This window comes from Solitalea koreensis, from assembly GCF_900182575.1.
Lineage (GTDB): Bacteria > Bacteroidota > Bacteroidia > Sphingobacteriales > Sphingobacteriaceae > Solitalea > Solitalea koreensis.
Genome location: NZ_FXSZ01000012.1, coordinates 36,169 through 53,016 on the forward strand (window position 1 = coordinate 36,169; position 16,848 = coordinate 53,016).

Sequence of the window (16,848 nt, forward strand, 5' to 3'; positions counted from 1 at the left end):
TGGGATATTTGAGTATTTAGAAATCAGGTTTCAGTTGGGAGTGTTGTCTTGATTTGTACGTTATAAATCCTTTTTTATTTTTTGGGGATTTTGTCGGGTGTCAAAAATGGTAACTACTTTAATTTGCTTGGAGTCAAATCGGTAATATAAGGTTGTCTGTTTAGTTATCACACATTTATGTAAACCTCGTTCAATTTGTGACTCAGGAAAACTTTCGGGGTGTTCTTTAATAACGTCAATAAATTGATCAATTTTTTTTACAAAATCACGCTTGGCTTTTAATGACCAGTTTTCGATCAGATAATTGAATAAGTTTTCTAATTTATTTTCAGCTAATTTTGAAATAACTACTTTTCTACCCATTATCTATGTTTTGCCATAAAGGTTTCGTAGTCGGTAGTTTTTCCTTGGTCTATTTCCTGAGAAGCTTCTTTGATCTCTTTTTGTTGGATTGGAGTCAACTCGTCCCAAAGATCAGTTGTTTTTTCTTTTTTGAAGATTTGTTTAATTGACTGAATAATCTTAGGGTCGTTGGTGTTTAATACCAATTTTGCTAGTTCTATTTTTTCCGCTTGAATATTCATCTCTTAACTCTTTCTAACAAAAATAATAATTCTTAATCCAATTAAGTTAGTTTCAGTTCCTTATTTCAGTTTCTAGCTCCTTACACTCAAACCCTACTTTTGTTAAATCTTCCCAGAAAGAAGGATAGGATTTACCTGTTACAGCAGGATCTTCAATTTCAAGACTTCCATTGGTGATCGCTAAGGGAGCAAAAGCCATTGCCATACGATGATCGTGGTAAGTATTGATAAAAGCCATGCTGTCACTTTTGATTTGAATACTATCGCAATCTATGTGATAGCTGAGTTCATCTTGAGTCATCGACACGCCAAACTTGGCTAGTTCATTTTGTAAGGCTAAAACCCGGTCGGTTTCTTTAATCTTTAAACTTTCCAAGCCGGTGAACGTACAGTTATGCTTCAAAGCCGCACAGGTTACAGCCAATGTTTGAGCAATATCCGGGCAGTGTTCAAAGTCGATAAAGTCAACAGAAATCGGTCTGTTTTCCTTTGTTAGTCGTATTCCATCTTTTAGAAACTCGGTACTCACTCCAAAGTTTTCCATGATTTTTGCCGCTACACTGTCTCCTTGTAAACTATGGCCTTTTAAACCGATAAGCTTAATGTCAGCTTCATCAGCTAAGGCAACCATTGAATACCAATACGAAGCGCCGCTCCAATCGGGTTCAATGTATAAATCATTAGGTTGATATTCCTGCTTGCTAATACTAATTGTATTTCCGGTCCAATCGTGTTTAATGCCCAATTCAGCCATCATTGCTAAGGTCATTTCAATGTACGGACGAGAGGCAACACCTCCTATTAGATTCAGAATTAAACCTTTTGGTAGTGTAGGAGCAATCATGAGCAAAGCAGAAATATACTGACTGCTTACACTTCCATCAATCGAAATTTCATTGGTGAGTTCAAGGTTTTTACCTCGGATGCGCAAAGGAGGAAAGCCTTCGTTCCCTGCATATTCAATATCAGCACCTAATAATCGTAAGGCATCAACTAATAACTTGACCGGGCGCTCCAGCATGCGATGAGTTCCGGTTAAGATCCATTCTCCTGGAGTAACCGATAAAAAAGCAGTAAGAAATCGCATGGCTGTACCCGCAGGACCTACATCAATTGTTGTTTGTTGAGTTTTAATATCAACGTTCAGGATTTTTGATAAAGTAACGGTATCATCAGCTATCGACAGATTTCTTATCTCAAAAGGTTTTTTGCATAAGGCTTGCATAATAAGCGCACGATTGCTTTCACTTTTTGAGCCAGGCAATGAGATTTCGCCTTTAATAATTTTGTCCGATTTGCTTACGAGGATGCTTGTGTTCATAGTATAATGTCCATGGACCATTGCTCATAGTCCATGGAAATAAATCGTTTTATTTTTTAAATTCCATGGACTATTGACCATGGACTATTAACTCTATTGCTCTACCGGTTTTTCATTCATGATATCCGTTTGGCGACGAATTGATTCGCTGTGGATTAGATCCAATAAACGGTGAGTGAAATTTTCGCTTAAGTTTAATGCTTGTGCAAATGCGGTGCGTTTTGCAATGATTTCTTCCCAACGATTAACCTGTAGAATCGTTACGTCATTATCACGTTTGTACTCCCCAATTTTTTCAACGATTTGCATACGTTCAGCCATTTTCTGAATGATTAAATCATCTAACTTGTCAATGTTCTGACGTAGCTGCTCTAGTTTACTTACAAATTCAATGTTTTCTGATTCAGCTTTACGCAGGGTTAAATTGCCAATCAGTTTTGATAACGCTTCAGGAGTTACCTGTTGTTTGGCATCGGTCCATGCTGCTGCAGGGTTTATATGACTTTCGATCATTAAGCCTTGCATGTCAAGATCCATCGCTTTTTGTGAGATGTATGAAATTAACTCACGATTGCCGCAAATATGACTTGGGTCAACAATGATTGGTAATTCAGGATGCTGAGTTTTCAAGGCAATTGCCATTTCCCACATTGGTTCATTGCGGAAAGCTGATTTTTCGAATGAAGAAAATCCACGGTGAATGGCTGCAATTTTTCTAATACCTGCATTGTAGAGGCGCTCAATGCCGCCAATCCATAATGAAAGATCAGGGTTTACAGGGTTTTTAACCAACATCGGAATGTCAACGCCTTTCAAGGCATCAGCAATTTCTTGTACTGAAAAAGGATTTACCGTAGTTCGTGCACCAACCCATAACATGTCCACCCCGGCTTCCAATGCTTCTTCTACGTGTTTGGCAGTTGCAACTTCGCAGGTTACAGGCATGCCTGTTTCTGCTTTTACTTTTTTTAACCATTCAAGAGCAATCGTGCCATGGCCTTCGAACTCACCCGGACGAGTACGCGGTTTCCAAACGCCAGCGCGATAAACGCTTACTTTTCCGGTTCGTTTTAACTCTTTTGCAGTAGCTAAAACCTGTTCTTCGCTTTCAGCGCTACAAGGGCCGGCGATCAGGAGAGGGTTGCCTACCGATGGGAACCATTCGTTAATTGGGGTGATGTCGAATACTTTCATAATGTGTGTGGGCTTTATTATATGATTACGGGTTGTGTGTAATTAATTTTAAATTTGGGTTATGGGTTACGAGTTACGAGTTACGAGTTGTTGTTGGGTTTATCTTTCCCTATCGGCCATTCAACTCTAACTTTCATCTTTTAACCTTCAAGTCTGAATTCCTATTTCATGGGATTCTTTTTATATTCTCCCATTACCGCCAGATTCGTAACTGCCTTAAGTAACTTTCGCATGCAATGGTCGTATTGCTTTTCTTCTTCCCATTCCAAATCCACATAGAAATTATATTCACTCGGTTTGCCAATAATTGGCATTGATTGAATCTTAGTTAAGTTAATATGGTTTTCAGAGAAAATGTTTAAAACTTTTGCTAATGAGCCAATTGTGTGTCCAACTTGAAAGCAAATGGAAGATTTGTTTACTCCTGCAATATCCTGTTGATCTTTAGCCAAAATGAGGAAACGAGTGAAGTTCTTTTTATTGGACTCTATTCTCCTTTCTAAAACCTCAAGATCATAAAGTTTTGCCGCAGAAAGATTAGCAATGGCCACTGTGTCTAATAAGTTGTTTTCGCGAATGTTGCGAGCACAAGCGGCGGTATCACTTTTTTCCAGTACTTCCAAATTTGGAAACTCTTCAAAAAACTCCCCGCATTGACGGATGGCAATAGGATGTGAATGAACATATTTCACATCTTCAAATTTTACTCCGGGTAATGCCAGTAAATGTAGCTGAATGTGTAAATACACTTCACCAACAATTGGAAAGTTGTATTCACGTAAAAGATTATAATTAGGTAACAAACTTCCTGCAATTGAATTTTCGATGGCCATGACTGCAAAATCTGCCTTATTGTTTTTTAAGGCTTCGCAGGTTTGTTTGAAGGTTGTACACTCTACAACCTCCACGTTATCACCAAAATATTTTAATGCGGCTTCTTCGTGAAAAGAAGCCTTAATTCCTTGTATTGCTACTCTGGGTGTGTTCATAATTGCTTTGTAAATAAAAAAGTCCCGGCGTTTGCGCCGGGACTTTTTTATGTGTGTATCTTATGTGTACCTACATACTAGTCCCGGCTCTCACTAAAAAAGTAAAAGTAACCAAACCAATATGCGTTGTGTGATCTCATTTTTTGTTTTTCGATTAATACAAACCTATACTTATTTTTCTTAAAAACAAAAGTTTTTCAATAATAAATAATAAAAATAAATGCTTTTGTGTGTTTTGTTGTTGATTTGCTAATTATTTAGCATTTGTTTGGTAATTGTCTTAATGATTTTGAGGTTTTGTGATGAGTTTATATATGTCAAAATGATTGTCTTCTTAAGTTGAAGTTGAGCAGTTTTTAGAAAACCTGCACTGTCCAGCTCTCGCCTTAGCTCAGCGGATACACGACTTGAAGTCGTATATCCGCTCACAATTTGGAATACTGATTTTTCTAAGAAAAGCTATTTGATCAATCCGTTATAAAATTTTATTGATTCCACGATCTCATCTTCTTCGCAATAGAAATTTATAGAGGATGTGCCGATGCTGTTTAGCAGGGTGAAATTGATTTTGTCGCTTTCGTTTTTCTTGTCATTTTTCATGTAGGCCATGATCTCGGCAAATGCCATTTCATTCACTTTATAAGCCGGATATACCGAAAGAATATAATCGTAAATTTCTTTAAACTCCTCCTGACTTAATCCTGAATGTTTAACTGATAGCCAGCTTTCGCATATCATGCCGATTGCAATAGCTTCACCATGAGATAACGGATTTTCATCTGTTTGCAAAGAGTAGCTTTCAACTGCATGACCGATCGTATGCCCGAAATTTAATTTCTTGCGGATATTTTTTTCATGCGGATCTTCCGTTACGATCTCATTCTTTATTTCTACCGAACGATGAATAAGTTCATCATCAATTTTTTCAATTCCTGCCGCCTTTGTCTTTTCAAAATAAGCTTTGTCCATAATCAAGCCGTGTTTAATGATTTCGGCAAAACCAGAAACCAGTTGACGTTTAGGTAAAGTTTCGAGAAAGGCAGTGTCGATGATCACTTTTTGGGGATTGCTGAATGTGCCGATGATATTTTTGATGTTATCAATATCAATTCCTGTTTTCCCCCCAACTGAAGCATCTACTTGCGAAAGTAGGGTAGTAGGGATTTGTAAAAAATCAATGCCTCGCTTATAAGTGGCGGCCGCAAAACTTCCCATATCGGTAGTAACGCCTCCGCCTAAGTTTATCATCAATCCTTTGCGGTCTGCACCAAAATCAAGCAGCATTTTCCAAATTCCAATGCAGATGTCAATGTTCTTACTTTCTTCGCCCGCATCAATTTCAATAATGTCGTATTCAACATCTCCGGCTAAATTCATAGCAATAATCGGATAGCAATGTTCAGAAGTGTTGCTGTCAACCAGGAAAAATATTTTGGAATAGCTATTCTTGTTCAAGAAATCAATCAATAGTTCTGATGCATCACCAAAAACTACTTCATATCCAGTGCTTTTAATAGAATTTAGAGTCATAGTTTCCAAAATTACAATTTCTGATTAAATACCATCGGTTAATTGGAGTAAACCATAGCATTCATTTTTTGTTCTTTCATGAAAATAATATGTTTTTGAGGCTAGTTGAGTGGAAATGTTTGAAGAGCGTGGGTCAAAAACATATCTTTGCAGCATGATAGACGATCCAATCATCAATAAACCGTCAGCGCTATCATTCGACAATACTGAAGTTGCTTTTTCTCACATGTCGGACCCAGTGCTGAAAAAAGCCTATTGGCTGTTTAAAGTAATTAATGTGAATTTCTTAGTGAAAATTGGTCCTCCTATGACCAATTTTGCTATGAAAATCGGTTTGCCGATTACAGGTATCATTCGCAATACCATCTTTAGTCATTTCTGCGGGGGAGAAACAATTAAAGATTGCGAAAGCACAATTAATAACCTTGCGAAGTATCGCGTAGGTACTATTCTTGATTATTCGGTAGAAGGAGAGAATAGCGAAAAAGCTTTCGTTGAAACAGCTCATGAAGTTATTTCAACCATTAATCGTGCTACGAAAGATCAAAAAGTTCCTTTTTCGGTATTCAAAGTTACAGGCGTAGGTCGTTTTGAGTTATTGGAGAAGATTCAGAAAGAGGAAAAACTAACTGAAAAAGAGGAGAAAGAATGGGAGCGTGTGAAAACACGTGTTGAGAATATTTGTCATGCTGCTTATCAAGCAGGGATTCCTGTTATGATTGATGCCGAAGAAAGCTGGATCCAGGATACAATTGATTATTTAGCAATTGACATGATGCAGAAATACAATCGTATTGATCCTATTGTGTATAATACGTACCAACTGTACCGACACGATCGATTGGCATTTTTAAAGAAAAATGTTCAGGACGGACAAAAAGGCCAGTATGCAGTTGGGGCCAAATTAGTGCGTGGTGCGTATATGGAAAAAGAGCGCAAACGAGCTTTGGAAATGGGGTATGAGTCGCCAATTCAACCTAATAAAGAAGCTTCTGATCGTGATTATGACGATGCAGTCAAGTTTTGCATGGATAATTTAAAAGCTGTTGCTTTTGTTGCTGGAACCCATAATGAAAACAGTTGTATGAAACTGGTAAACATGATGAGAGAGCAGGGTATTGAATCAAAAAATCCATCAGTGTACTTTTCACAATTATTAGGAATGAGTGATAACTTAAGTTTCAATCTTTCTAATGCCGGGTTTAATGTAACCAAATATGTTCCTTATGGTCCTGTGAAAGCTGTTTTGCCTTATTTGTTCCGTAGAGCTCAAGAAAATACGGCTATTGCGGGTCAAATGGGCCGAGAGTTGGGCTTGATCATTAAAGAGTTGAAAAGAAGAAAATAATAATGCTGTGTTTAGTTTTTAAGAAGCCATTCTCAAAAGGAATGGCTTCTTTTTTGATTGTTTTAGATTAGTAAAATTTAAATTATATTTAGATAACAAACTGCTAATCATTATGAAAAAATTATTTTCCATTCTAATACCTGTTTCCATTTTTGTAGCTGCGGCATGTACCAATGCTGAGAAAGAAAAGAAACTAGAAGACGCTCATGCAAAATCATTATTTGATATAGCGGCAATGGATTCTGTTTATAATCAACTTATAAATAATCAAGTAAAAACAATTACTCAAAAAGACTCGTTGATGGTCTTAGCAAAGAGTAGGAACGATAGTGCTTACAATGAACTTCGAGGTCGTATTCGTGGGTATATGGCACGCCAAAAGATTGTTATTGATTCAATGGGTAAATTGGTTACGGATCATAAAAGTGTGGTAGATGATGTGGATATTCCCGGAGAGAAACGCCAAGCGGTACGGGCAGATCAAATCGGTTTAGAAGATGCTTATAAAAAATTGCAGGCTCAATACAAAGATCTGGAGGATAATTTAATCGATCTGAAAAAAGAAGCTTCGGAGTATCGTTAGTAGCTGATATTATTGAATTATTAACTACGTTGGATGGGCAAATTAATGTCCATCCAACATTTTTTTGGTCTTCGTTAAATTTTCTGTTTGCCTGACAAAATCTCAAAAAATAACTTAAAGTCGCTTGCTAAGCTCCATAATGGATATTTGAAAGTTGCAGGTCTGTTCTTTTCAAAGAAGAGATGACCAATCCAGGCAAATCCATAACCCACCACAGGAATCAGTAACAATAGTTTAGGGGCGTGAAAAAGTACTGCTGCAGGTAATAAAAGTAAAACCAATCCGGTACCTATAAAATGTAATCTTCTGCTTATAGGATTGCTGTGTTCGGTAAGATAAAAAAGATAAAACTCATCAAACGATTTGTGTTTTTTTATTTCTTCCATCTGTTAAAATTAATAAAAACCTTCCTTCATCAACGTAAATAGAACCTTACTTTTTTTCATCTTATTTGGACTTATTATAAATAGAGTTATCTTTGCCCTGCAATTTAAAATCAGTTTAAATAAAAATCTTAATATTTACATTGTATGAAAAGGAATAACGTTTACCTATTAGGGGCTACTTCTGCATTACTACTGGCCGGTTTTACATCTTGCAAAAAGGATGATGTAAAACCGTCTTTACGTCCGGCGGTTGTATATACTAAATTGGTAGAGGATACCAAGTACGACAATACTAATACTTTATTTGTTGACGCTGCCGGAGCCTCAACTGTTGATGTTTCCACAGGAAACTTCCGTTACAGAGTATTTCAGGGTATTAATACCTATGCAAATACTTGGAAAACTCAAACAGTAGATGCTAACGTGTTAAAAAAGATGTTTGCTAACACTGATAATCCATTTACTGCAACAACAAACCCAGCTCCTGCTGATTATACTGCGTTAAACGCTTCGGGTGTACAATTACGTAATGTAACTGCCGCATCATTATCTGCTACTGATGCAGAAGCAGTTCGCACAAAAATAGAGTCAGATTTTACTACACTCGCTACAATAAGCATTTCAGCTAATATTCCTGCAGTAAGGGGTGTTGCCGGTTATGTATTAAATGCATCTAATGCTAAAACATTAGTAGATACAAAAGGCTTTGAAACTACTCAGATTATTCAAAAAGGATTAATCGGTGCATTTAGCTTAGATTATATTTCAAATGTATTGTTAAATAAAGGCTTAGATGCTGATAATTACACGTTAGTTGCTGGTAAAAATTACACCCAATTAGAGCAAAATTGGGATGAAGCTTACGGTTCATTAACGCTTAATCCGATCTATTTGGCAGGTTCAACTGATTCGCAAAAAGGTACTGCTGAATCATTTCTAGGTTCATACATTTGGGAGTACAACAAAGCTAATTATGCTAAAATTTATCCAGCTTTCTTAAAAGGTCGCGCTGCCATTGTTAATAATGACAAAACTGAATTGAAAGCACAGGCATTATTTATCAGAACTCAAATGGAAAAAGCTATTGCGGCTGCAGCTTTGGGTTATTTAGGTAAATGGAAAACAGGTACAGATGAAGGTACCCGTGCTCATGCCATTGGAGAAGGCTTAGGATTTATTTATTCTTTACGTTTTGCAACCATTCATGGCGCTAATGCAAAATTCTCTGATGATATCCTTAGTGCTTTAGTTGGATCTTCTGGTGGTTACTGGGATTTAACCAATGATAAAATAAATGCTGCAGATGCTGCAATAAGAGCTAAATTTGCGCTTTAATTAAAAGATTTAAAATTAAATAAGTGGGTTGCTGATTCTATAGGAATAGTAACCCACCTCTATCGTTAATAGGTGAAAATACTCCGCCAGATGAGAATATTAAATATTAAACAAATAGGGATGGTTTGCTTAATAATGTTAAGCATTTATGCTTGTTCAAAAAAAGATAATTCTGAACCTGTGGATCTCAACCCGAGTTTTGATCGAAAAGCTTTATTAACCAATCTTGCTGATAATATTATCATTCCTTCTTATGCGGGTTTTAAGATTAAATTGGATTTAATGGTGAGTAAATGCGATGCTTTTACAGCTGCTCCAACTGTCACCTCTTTAGCAGATTTTAGAACAGCCTGGGTAGATGCTTATAAAGAATGGCAAAAAATTGAGATGATAGATGTTGGTCCTTCGCAGGCTCAAACCATACGATCTTTTTTTAACATTTACCCCACTAATGTAGAGGCAATAAATGCTAATATAGCTAACGGTACAATCAATTTTGATTTGCCTGTAACCTACTCCCAGCAAGGATTTCCTGCTTTGGATTATTTAATAAATGGTTTAGCCGGAAGTGATGCTGATATTGTGGCTTTTTATACTACAGCAAGTGATGCCGCCAAACGCATTGCTTATTTAAAAAAGCTTACCGCTCAAATGAATGTCATTTTTAACAAGGTATATACCCCTTGGACAACCGGCTACCGTGATGAGTTTATTCGCAAATCTGGAACAGATGCCAGTTCATCATTAGCTGTTTTACTAAATGGTTACATCTTAAACTATGAGCGATACGTACGTTCCGGGAAAATAGGAATTCCTTCCGGAATAATGGGTTCAACTTTAATAACTCCATCTCCTGAAAAAATTGAAGCGTATTACAAAAAAGATTTATCAAAAGACTTGGCTTTAATAGCGCAACAAGCAGTATTGGATTTCTATAGAGGAAAAGCGTTTAATTCAAGTACAACCGGACCTTCGATTAAAAGCTATTTCGCAGCTTTAAATACCAAGGATAACAACGGAAAGTTATTGGCCGATGTATTAGATGAACAGTTTGTTAAAGCATTGGCTAAGTTGAATGATTTATCACCGTATTTTATGCAACAGATTCAAACTGACCGAACAAAAATGACGATTACATTTGATGAAATGCAACTCGCCGTTCGTTATATGAAACTTGACATGACATCCGCTATGGGTATTGTAATTACTTATACAGATAATGATGGCGACTAAAATGAGCCAAGTTTTTCAGAACCCGATTCTGATTTTTTGATTTAAGAGTTATGGCTTTGTCGCTACGTCAATATTTTATGAAGCAATCATCATCGGCCCCTTTAGCAGTTTTTCGAATTGCTTTCGGGCTGATGTTGTGTATAAGTATTCTTCGTTTCTGGTTAAATAATTGGATTGAAGAGTTATACATAAAGCCGCATATTTTCTTTTCTTATTATGGTTTTGATTGGATAAAGCCAATCGGAACATCCACCTATTTGCTTTTTTTCATTTGTGGGCTTTCGGCGTTGTTGGTTGCTATGGGTTGGAAATATAGAATATCGATCATTACGCTTTTTTTGAGTTTTACCTACATAGAACTCATGGATAAAACCACCTATTTGAACCACTATTATTTTGTGAGTTTAACATGTTTGGTAATGATTTTTCTTCCGGCTAACGTTTGCTTTTCTGCCGATGCCTGGAAAAACAGAGAAATTTTAGCTGATAAGGTTCCTGCCTGGACCGTTGATATTTTAAAACTGTTATTAGCTACAGTTTATATTTATGCCGGATTAGCAAAACTCAACTCTGATTGGCTTTTGAATGCTATGCCGTTAAAATTTTGGCTTCCTACAAAAAATGATTTACCAGTTATTGGCCCTTTATTAAGCACTGCTTGGATTCCTTATGTTTTTAGTTGGTTCGGAGCTGCTTATGATCTTACCATTGTATTCTTTTTATCGTATCGAAAAACAAGGCTATTTGCTTATGTAACAGTTATTGTTTTTCATGGATTAACGGCATTGCTGTTTCAAATAGGCATGTTTCCTTACGTGATGATCGTTGCAACATTAATTTTTTTCTCAGCTGATTTTCATCAAAAGCTTATCAATAAAATTGGGAAAATGTTGAAGTTAGGCCACAGCTTTACAGCGCCTAATAAATCGTTTAATTATACTCCGGCCACAAATAGAGTAATTCTAACCATATTTTCGGTTCTCATTGTTGTTCAATTATTAGTACCGTTTAGGTATTTATTATATCCCGGAGAATTGTTTTGGACTGAAGAGGGCTATCGTTTTTCTTGGAGAGTAATGCTCATGGAGAAAAATGGATATGCAACTTTTTATGTTCACGATTCGGCTTCGGACAAAAAGGTAATTGTTAATAATTATGAATTTTTAACTCCTTTGCAGGAAAAAATGATGTCTACGCAAACCGATATGATTCTGCAATACGCCCATTTCCTTAAAAATCATTATGTGGCATTAGGATTTAAAAATCCCAAAGTATTTGCGGATGTGTTCGTAACACTTAATGGCAGAAAAAATGCTCAGTTCATTGACCCGCACGTTGATCTGGCAACGCAAGAAGATTCTTTTAAACATAAAAACTGGATATTACCATTTAATGATACGATTAAAGGCTTTTAGTATATTATTTTTTACCTTTTTAGCACTTCACTCAGCTGCACAGGTAAAAGTTTTGGGTAAGGTGAACGATGCTGTTACTAAAGAGGTTTTGCCAAATGTTGTGGTGGTTTTAAAGCCCAAAAATGCTCCTTCAAAAGTGGTATCAAAAAGCGATAAAGAAGGAAGGTTCATCGTCAACAATCTTTCTGATGGAACTTATGATTTCGTTTTTAGTTTACTTGGATATTCCCAGTTTTCAAAACAGGTAGTTATTTCTGGTAAAGATATACAACTTGATCTTAGCCTGTCAGAGATTCAAAAAGATCTTGAAGAAGTACAGATAAAAGACAAGAATAATGAATTCGGCATTGGTCGTTTACGATCAGTAGAAAACATGGCCATTTTTGCAGGCAAAAAATCTGAATTGATTATCCCTGAAAATATGACCGTAAATTTGGCTACAAACAATGCTCGTCAGCTATATTCGCGAGTTGCGGGTTTAAATATCTATGAAAATGATGGAGCTGGCTTACAGTTAAGCATTGGAGGGCGAGGTTTGGACCCAAATCGTACGGCTAATTTTAATGTTCGTCAAAATGGTTATGATATCAGCGCTGATGCTTTAGGTTATCCTGAAAGTTATTATACGCCGCCGGTTGAAGCAATTGATCGCATTCAAATTGTTAGAGGTGCAGCTTCTTTACAATACGGAACTCAGTTTGGAGGCTTGCTCAATTTTATCATGAAAAAGCCTGTTGAAGATAAACCAATTGAAGTTGTTACACGCCAATCTGGCGGCTCATTTGGTTTTTTTAATTCATTTAACAGTATCTCAGGAACTACCGGCAAATTAGGGTATTACGCATTTTTCCAATACAAACAAGGAGATGGCTTCCGTCCAAACTCTAATTTTAATGCTTATACCGGTTATATCAATCTGAAATACCAAGTTACAGAGAATACTTCTGTTAACGGACAGTATACGCATATGAACTATTTAGCTCAGCAGGCTGGTGGGTTAACCGATAAAATGTTTTATGCTGATCCTCTTCAATCAAATCGCGAACGTAATTGGTTCAACGTGAATTGGAATTTGTTTGATCTGGAATTGGAACATAAATTATCCGAACGTAGTAAAATTGCGGTACAGGGATTCGGACTTGTTGCGTCGCGTGAATCATTAGGTTTCAGGCCCAATCGTCCAGCTACACCTGATAATGGCGGTCCGCGCGATTTGATCGACGGAAAATTTACTAACTGGGGTATTGAAACGCGTTTTTTAAATCGTTATATGATTAAAGAGCTGCCATCTGTTTTGCTTTTAGGAACACGTTATTATGAAGGGTTAAACAGAAGCAAACAAGGTGCTGGCAGCGATGGTTCTGATGCAGATTTTAAGTTTGTTAATAAAGAAGATGAGTTGCTTTCTGATTATCGTTTCCCCAATAAAAATATAGCTCTTTTTGGAGAAAACGTCTTCAACTTAAGTTCAAAGTTTTCTATTACACCTGGCTTTCGCTTTGAATATATAAGAACAATTTCTGATGGCTACTACAGAAACATTGCGACTGATTTGGCAGGCAATGTTATTTTGAATGAGCAAATCAACGAAACCCAAAACAGACCAAGAAGCTTTATGCTTTTGGGATTGGGGGCTAGTTATAAACCAAAGGATTACTTAGAGTTGTATGCGAATGCTTCTCAAAACTACCGTTCAATTACTTTCAATGATATTCGAATAGTTAACCCTTCATTTACTATTGATCCTAATATTAAAGATGAGAATGGATATTCAGCCGATATTGGAATTCGGGGGAATAAAGGCAGGTTTGTAAACTATGATATTAGTGCTTTTGCAATGAAGTATGGAGATAGGATAGGAGAGGTTCAGTTTGATGATGGTAAATTTGTAAAGCGTAAACGTGCTAATATCGGCAATGCATTAATAGTAGGAGTAGAGTCATATTCTGAATTAAATTTAATGCAAGTAGTTAAGAGCCAGAATGAAAATTTGAAGTGGAGTGTGTTTGGGAATTTAGCTTTTATAAAATCAGAATATACTGAAAGCCAACTTCCTGGAGTGAAAGGCAAAGAAGTTGAATTTGTACCTGATATGAATCTTAAAACGGGTATGTCATTTGGTTATAAAGGATTTAAAACCTCTTTCCAATACTCATATTTATCCGAACAATTTACTGATGCAACTAATGCTTTAATACCTGATCCCAATACGGGTACAATTGGTGTCATTCCTAAGTATTATATTATGGATTTTTCAGCTTCTTATGATTATAAGTTTCTTCGATTTGAAGGAAGCGTGAATAATCTTGCCAACCAAATATATTATACCCGCAGAGCAACAGGTTATCCTGGCCCTGGTATTTTACCATCTGACGGTAGGAGTTTCTATTTAACAATTCAAGCCAGATTTTAGATATAGCATTAAGCCAATTTCATTCCCGATAAAAATTTTAACTTTGCAAACCTTCTCAATAAAATGGAAGGTTTTGTTATAATATTAAATAAGCTTCATAATAAATATGTTAAACGAACAGGAAATTTTACGCCGTGAGGCGATGAAAGAACTGAGAAATCTAGGCATTAATCCTTATCCTGCTGAAGAGTTTATTGTTAATGCACATGCTGAACAAATTAAAAAGGAGTTTAGTGTTGAAAAAGGCAATTTTCAAGAAGTGGCATTAGCCGGTCGAATAATGAGCCGTCGTATAATGGGTAGTGCATCTTTTGCCGAACTGCAAGATTCAACCGGAAGAATTCAGGTATATGTTAACCGCGATGATATTTCTCCGGGAGAGGATAAAACGCTTTACAATACTGTTTTCAAAAAGATTCTGGATATCGGTGATTTCATCGGAATCAAAGGCTTTGTGTTTCTGACCAAAACAGGTGAAATTTCTGTTCATATTAAAGAATTGAAAGTTCTTTCTAAATCATTGAAGCCACTTCCTGTGGTAAAACGCGATGAAGAAGGGCATGTTTACGATGGATTTACAGATCCTGAATTGCGTTACCGTCAGCGTTATGTTGATTTAACAGTAAATCCTGAGTTTAAAAATATATTCATTACCCGTTCAAAACTGATCAGCACTATGCGTCAGTATTTTGATGCTCACGGTTGGTTGGAAGTAGAAACCCCGGTATTGCAAGCAGTACATGGCGGCGCGGCGGCGCGTCCGTTTAATACGCATCATAACACCTTGGATATGCCATTGTTCTTGCGTATTGCGAACGAATTATACCTGAAACGTTTAATTGTGGCTGGGTTTGATGGCGTGTACGAGTTTGGTAAAATGTTCCGCAATGAAGGTATGGACCGCACTCACAACCCGGAGTTTACATCAATGGAGATCTATGTTGCTTACAAAGATTATATCTGGATGATGAAAATGACGGAAGAGGTGATTGAGAAAATTGCGATGACCTTACACGGAACTACCAAAATTCAGGCTTGGGGAAATGAAATTGATTTTAAAGGCCCGTACGAGCGTTTAAGCATGTATGGTTCTATTCAAAAATACACCGGCATTGATGTTTCCAAAATGGACGAAATTCAACTACGTGAAGTGTGTAAACAATTAAACGTAGATGTAGACAGCACCATGGGTAAAGGCAAATTGGTGGATGCTATTTTTGGTGAAAAGGTAGAACATAATCTTATTCAGCCTACGTTCATTACTGATTATCCAATTGAGATGACTCCTTTGGCTAAAAAGCATCGTACTGAAGAAGGGCTTGTAGAGCGTTTTGAACTGTTTGTTAACGGTAAAGAAATTGCCAATGCCTATTCAGAGTTGAATGACCCGATTGATCAGCGTGAGCGTTTTGAAGAACAGCTCAAATTAGCTGCGCGTGGAGATGATGAAGCAATGGCCATGGATGAAGACTTTTTACGCGCCATTGAATATGGAATGCCACCAACTTCGGGTTTGGGTATTGGTATTGATCGTTTAACCATGTTGATGACCAATCAAAGCACTATTCAAGAGGTATTATTCTTCCCTCAAATGCGTCCTGAGAAGAAGGTGGAAATGAGTACCGATGAAGACTTTATGGCAATTGGTATTCCGGCAGAATGGGTACAGGTTGTTCGTAAAATGGGCTTTAATATGGTTGATGATCTGAAAGCTGCAAATCCAAATAAAGTATTCAACGATTTGGGTGGAATGAAAAAGAAAATGAAATTGGATCTTAAGAATCCGAGTATTGATGAAGTAAAAGCTTGGTTTGCGTAAATTACCAGATTAAAATAAATGCGAAAGCCTGCAGATGATACTGTCTTGCAGGCTTCTTGTTTATTAGAGAGCGAAAATTATTTATTCTAATTCATTTAAATCGATATAGTCGATTTGGGATTCATGGATTGGTTTTTTTAAGCTAGCAGCAGCCAATTCATTTTGTTCGCTTAAGCTTAAATTATCAGTAGCAATGGTTAGTAACCATAAGTTACCTGATCTGCGAAAAACTTCCACGTTTACGCCGAAGCTTTCTTGAAATAATCTTTCCAATGCAGATACTGTGGTTTTGCGACTGATTTTCAAAACTCCATCCGATCCTGTTTCTCGAATGCTTCCGATCTCAACATTGTTATCCATTATCATATCCTCCGAGCTGAATCTTCCATCGTGATCTTCATCAAGAAAAAATTCAATTTTGAGCTGTTGGAATTGTGCCGAAAACCAAGATTTTATCTCCTCAATTGTAGTAGTAGTTGAAATTTTAATTTCCATAGATTGAATTATTTCTTTTGAAGATATTGAAAATCAGTTAATAATAAAATAGATAGAAATAAAAAAAGGAACCAATGTAGTTTTGGTTCCTTTTTTTATTTACTTGTTTGTAGCGTCCTGAAATAAGTTGACACAAGACGTGTTAACTATATGAAAGATCAGGAATTTAAGGGTTATCAAAGAAAGACTCAAAAAGATTACAG

Annotated in this window: 15 protein-coding genes; 7 read left to right on the plus strand and 8 right to left on the minus strand. The window is 36.6% G+C overall.

The features are described from left to right. Nucleotides 1–60: 60 nt before the first annotated feature. From FN756_RS13425 to aroB, 6 genes are all read right to left on the minus strand, one after another. Nucleotides 61–363 carry a type II toxin-antitoxin system RelE/ParE family toxin gene (locus tag FN756_RS13425; RefSeq protein ID WP_142604628.1) on the minus strand — a complete coding sequence of 101 codons (303 nt, stop codon included), beginning with the start codon at nt 361–363 and terminating at the stop codon, nt 61–63. Then, nucleotides 363–584, minus strand: coding sequence for a hypothetical protein (locus FN756_RS13430; RefSeq protein ID WP_142604629.1), 222 nt, complete (start codon nt 582–584; stop codon nt 363–365). The genes FN756_RS13425 and FN756_RS13430 overlap by 1 nt, the downstream gene beginning before the upstream one ends. 52 nt (nt 585–636) lie before the next feature. After that, a complete protein-coding gene (gene aroA, locus FN756_RS13435; RefSeq protein WP_185955292.1) occupies nt 637–1,905 on the minus strand; it encodes a 3-phosphoshikimate 1-carboxyvinyltransferase in 1,269 nt (422 codons plus the stop codon). A 93-nt stretch (nt 1,906–1,998) separates the two neighbouring features. Continuing rightward, the gene (locus FN756_RS13440) at nt 1,999–3,099 is read right to left on the minus strand and encodes a chorismate mutase (protein ID WP_142604631.1); all 1,101 of its coding nucleotides are present in this window, start codon (nt 3,097–3,099) and stop codon (nt 1,999–2,001) included. Nucleotides 3,100–3,260: 161 nt separating this feature from the next. Then, nucleotides 3,261–4,088 (minus strand): prephenate dehydratase, encoded by an 828-nt coding sequence (locus FN756_RS13445; protein WP_142604632.1) that lies wholly within the window; start codon nt 4,086–4,088, stop codon nt 3,261–3,263. 459 nt (nt 4,089–4,547) lie between these two features. Continuing rightward, nucleotides 4,548–5,618, minus strand: coding sequence for a 3-dehydroquinate synthase (aroB, locus tag FN756_RS13450; protein ID WP_142604633.1), 1,071 nt, complete (start codon nt 5,616–5,618; stop codon nt 4,548–4,550). A gap of 154 nt (nt 5,619–5,772) precedes the next feature. Between aroB and FN756_RS13455 the strand changes: the two genes are divergently transcribed. Continuing rightward, nucleotides 5,773–6,966 (plus strand): proline dehydrogenase family protein, encoded by a 1,194-nt coding sequence (locus tag FN756_RS13455; RefSeq protein ID WP_142604634.1) that lies wholly within the window; start codon nt 5,773–5,775, stop codon nt 6,964–6,966. A 112-nt stretch (nt 6,967–7,078) separates the two neighbouring features. Next, entirely contained in the window at nt 7,079–7,549 is a 471-nt protein-coding gene (locus tag FN756_RS13460) for a hypothetical protein (protein ID WP_142604635.1), read from the plus strand. Between the two features lie 74 nt (nt 7,550–7,623). Here the strand turns inward: FN756_RS13460 and FN756_RS13465 are convergent, their stop codons facing one another. After that, nucleotides 7,624–7,935 carry a DUF962 domain-containing protein gene (locus tag FN756_RS13465; protein WP_142604636.1) on the minus strand — a complete coding sequence of 104 codons (312 nt, stop codon included), beginning with the start codon at nt 7,933–7,935 and terminating at the stop codon, nt 7,624–7,626. 144 nt (nt 7,936–8,079) lie between these two features. Here FN756_RS13465 and FN756_RS13470 point away from each other — a divergent pair, with 144 nt between their 5' ends. The 5 genes from FN756_RS13470 (at nt 8,080) to lysS (ending at nt 16,150) form a co-directional block, all read left to right on the plus strand. Further along, nucleotides 8,080–9,270 carry a DUF4856 domain-containing protein gene (locus FN756_RS13470; protein WP_142604637.1) on the plus strand — a complete coding sequence of 397 codons (1,191 nt, stop codon included), beginning with the start codon at nt 8,080–8,082 and terminating at the stop codon, nt 9,268–9,270. A gap of 90 nt (nt 9,271–9,360) precedes the next feature. Beyond that, nucleotides 9,361–10,503, plus strand: coding sequence for an imelysin family protein (locus tag FN756_RS13475; RefSeq protein WP_142604638.1), 1,143 nt, complete (start codon nt 9,361–9,363; stop codon nt 10,501–10,503). Between the two features lie 77 nt (nt 10,504–10,580). Then, nucleotides 10,581–11,918 carry an HTTM domain-containing protein gene (locus tag FN756_RS13480; RefSeq protein ID WP_246085476.1) on the plus strand — a complete coding sequence of 446 codons (1,338 nt, stop codon included), beginning with the start codon at nt 10,581–10,583 and terminating at the stop codon, nt 11,916–11,918. After that, nucleotides 11,896–14,331 carry a TonB-dependent receptor domain-containing protein gene (locus tag FN756_RS13485; RefSeq protein ID WP_142604640.1) on the plus strand — a complete coding sequence of 812 codons (2,436 nt, stop codon included), beginning with the start codon at nt 11,896–11,898 and terminating at the stop codon, nt 14,329–14,331. The genes FN756_RS13480 and FN756_RS13485 overlap by 23 nt, the downstream gene beginning before the upstream one ends. Nucleotides 14,332–14,437: 106 nt before the next feature. Further along, nucleotides 14,438–16,150: a lysine--tRNA ligase gene (gene lysS, locus FN756_RS13490; RefSeq protein ID WP_142604641.1), complete on the plus strand. Its 1,713-nt coding sequence runs from the start codon at nt 14,438–14,440 to the stop codon at nt 16,148–16,150. Nucleotides 16,151–16,231: 81 nt separating this feature from the next. On the opposite strand, the gene FN756_RS13495 is transcribed toward lysS, so the two are convergent. Further along, the gene (locus tag FN756_RS13495) at nt 16,232–16,645 is read right to left on the minus strand and encodes a hypothetical protein (protein WP_142604642.1); all 414 of its coding nucleotides are present in this window, start codon (nt 16,643–16,645) and stop codon (nt 16,232–16,234) included. Nucleotides 16,646–16,848: the final 203 nt, after the last annotated feature.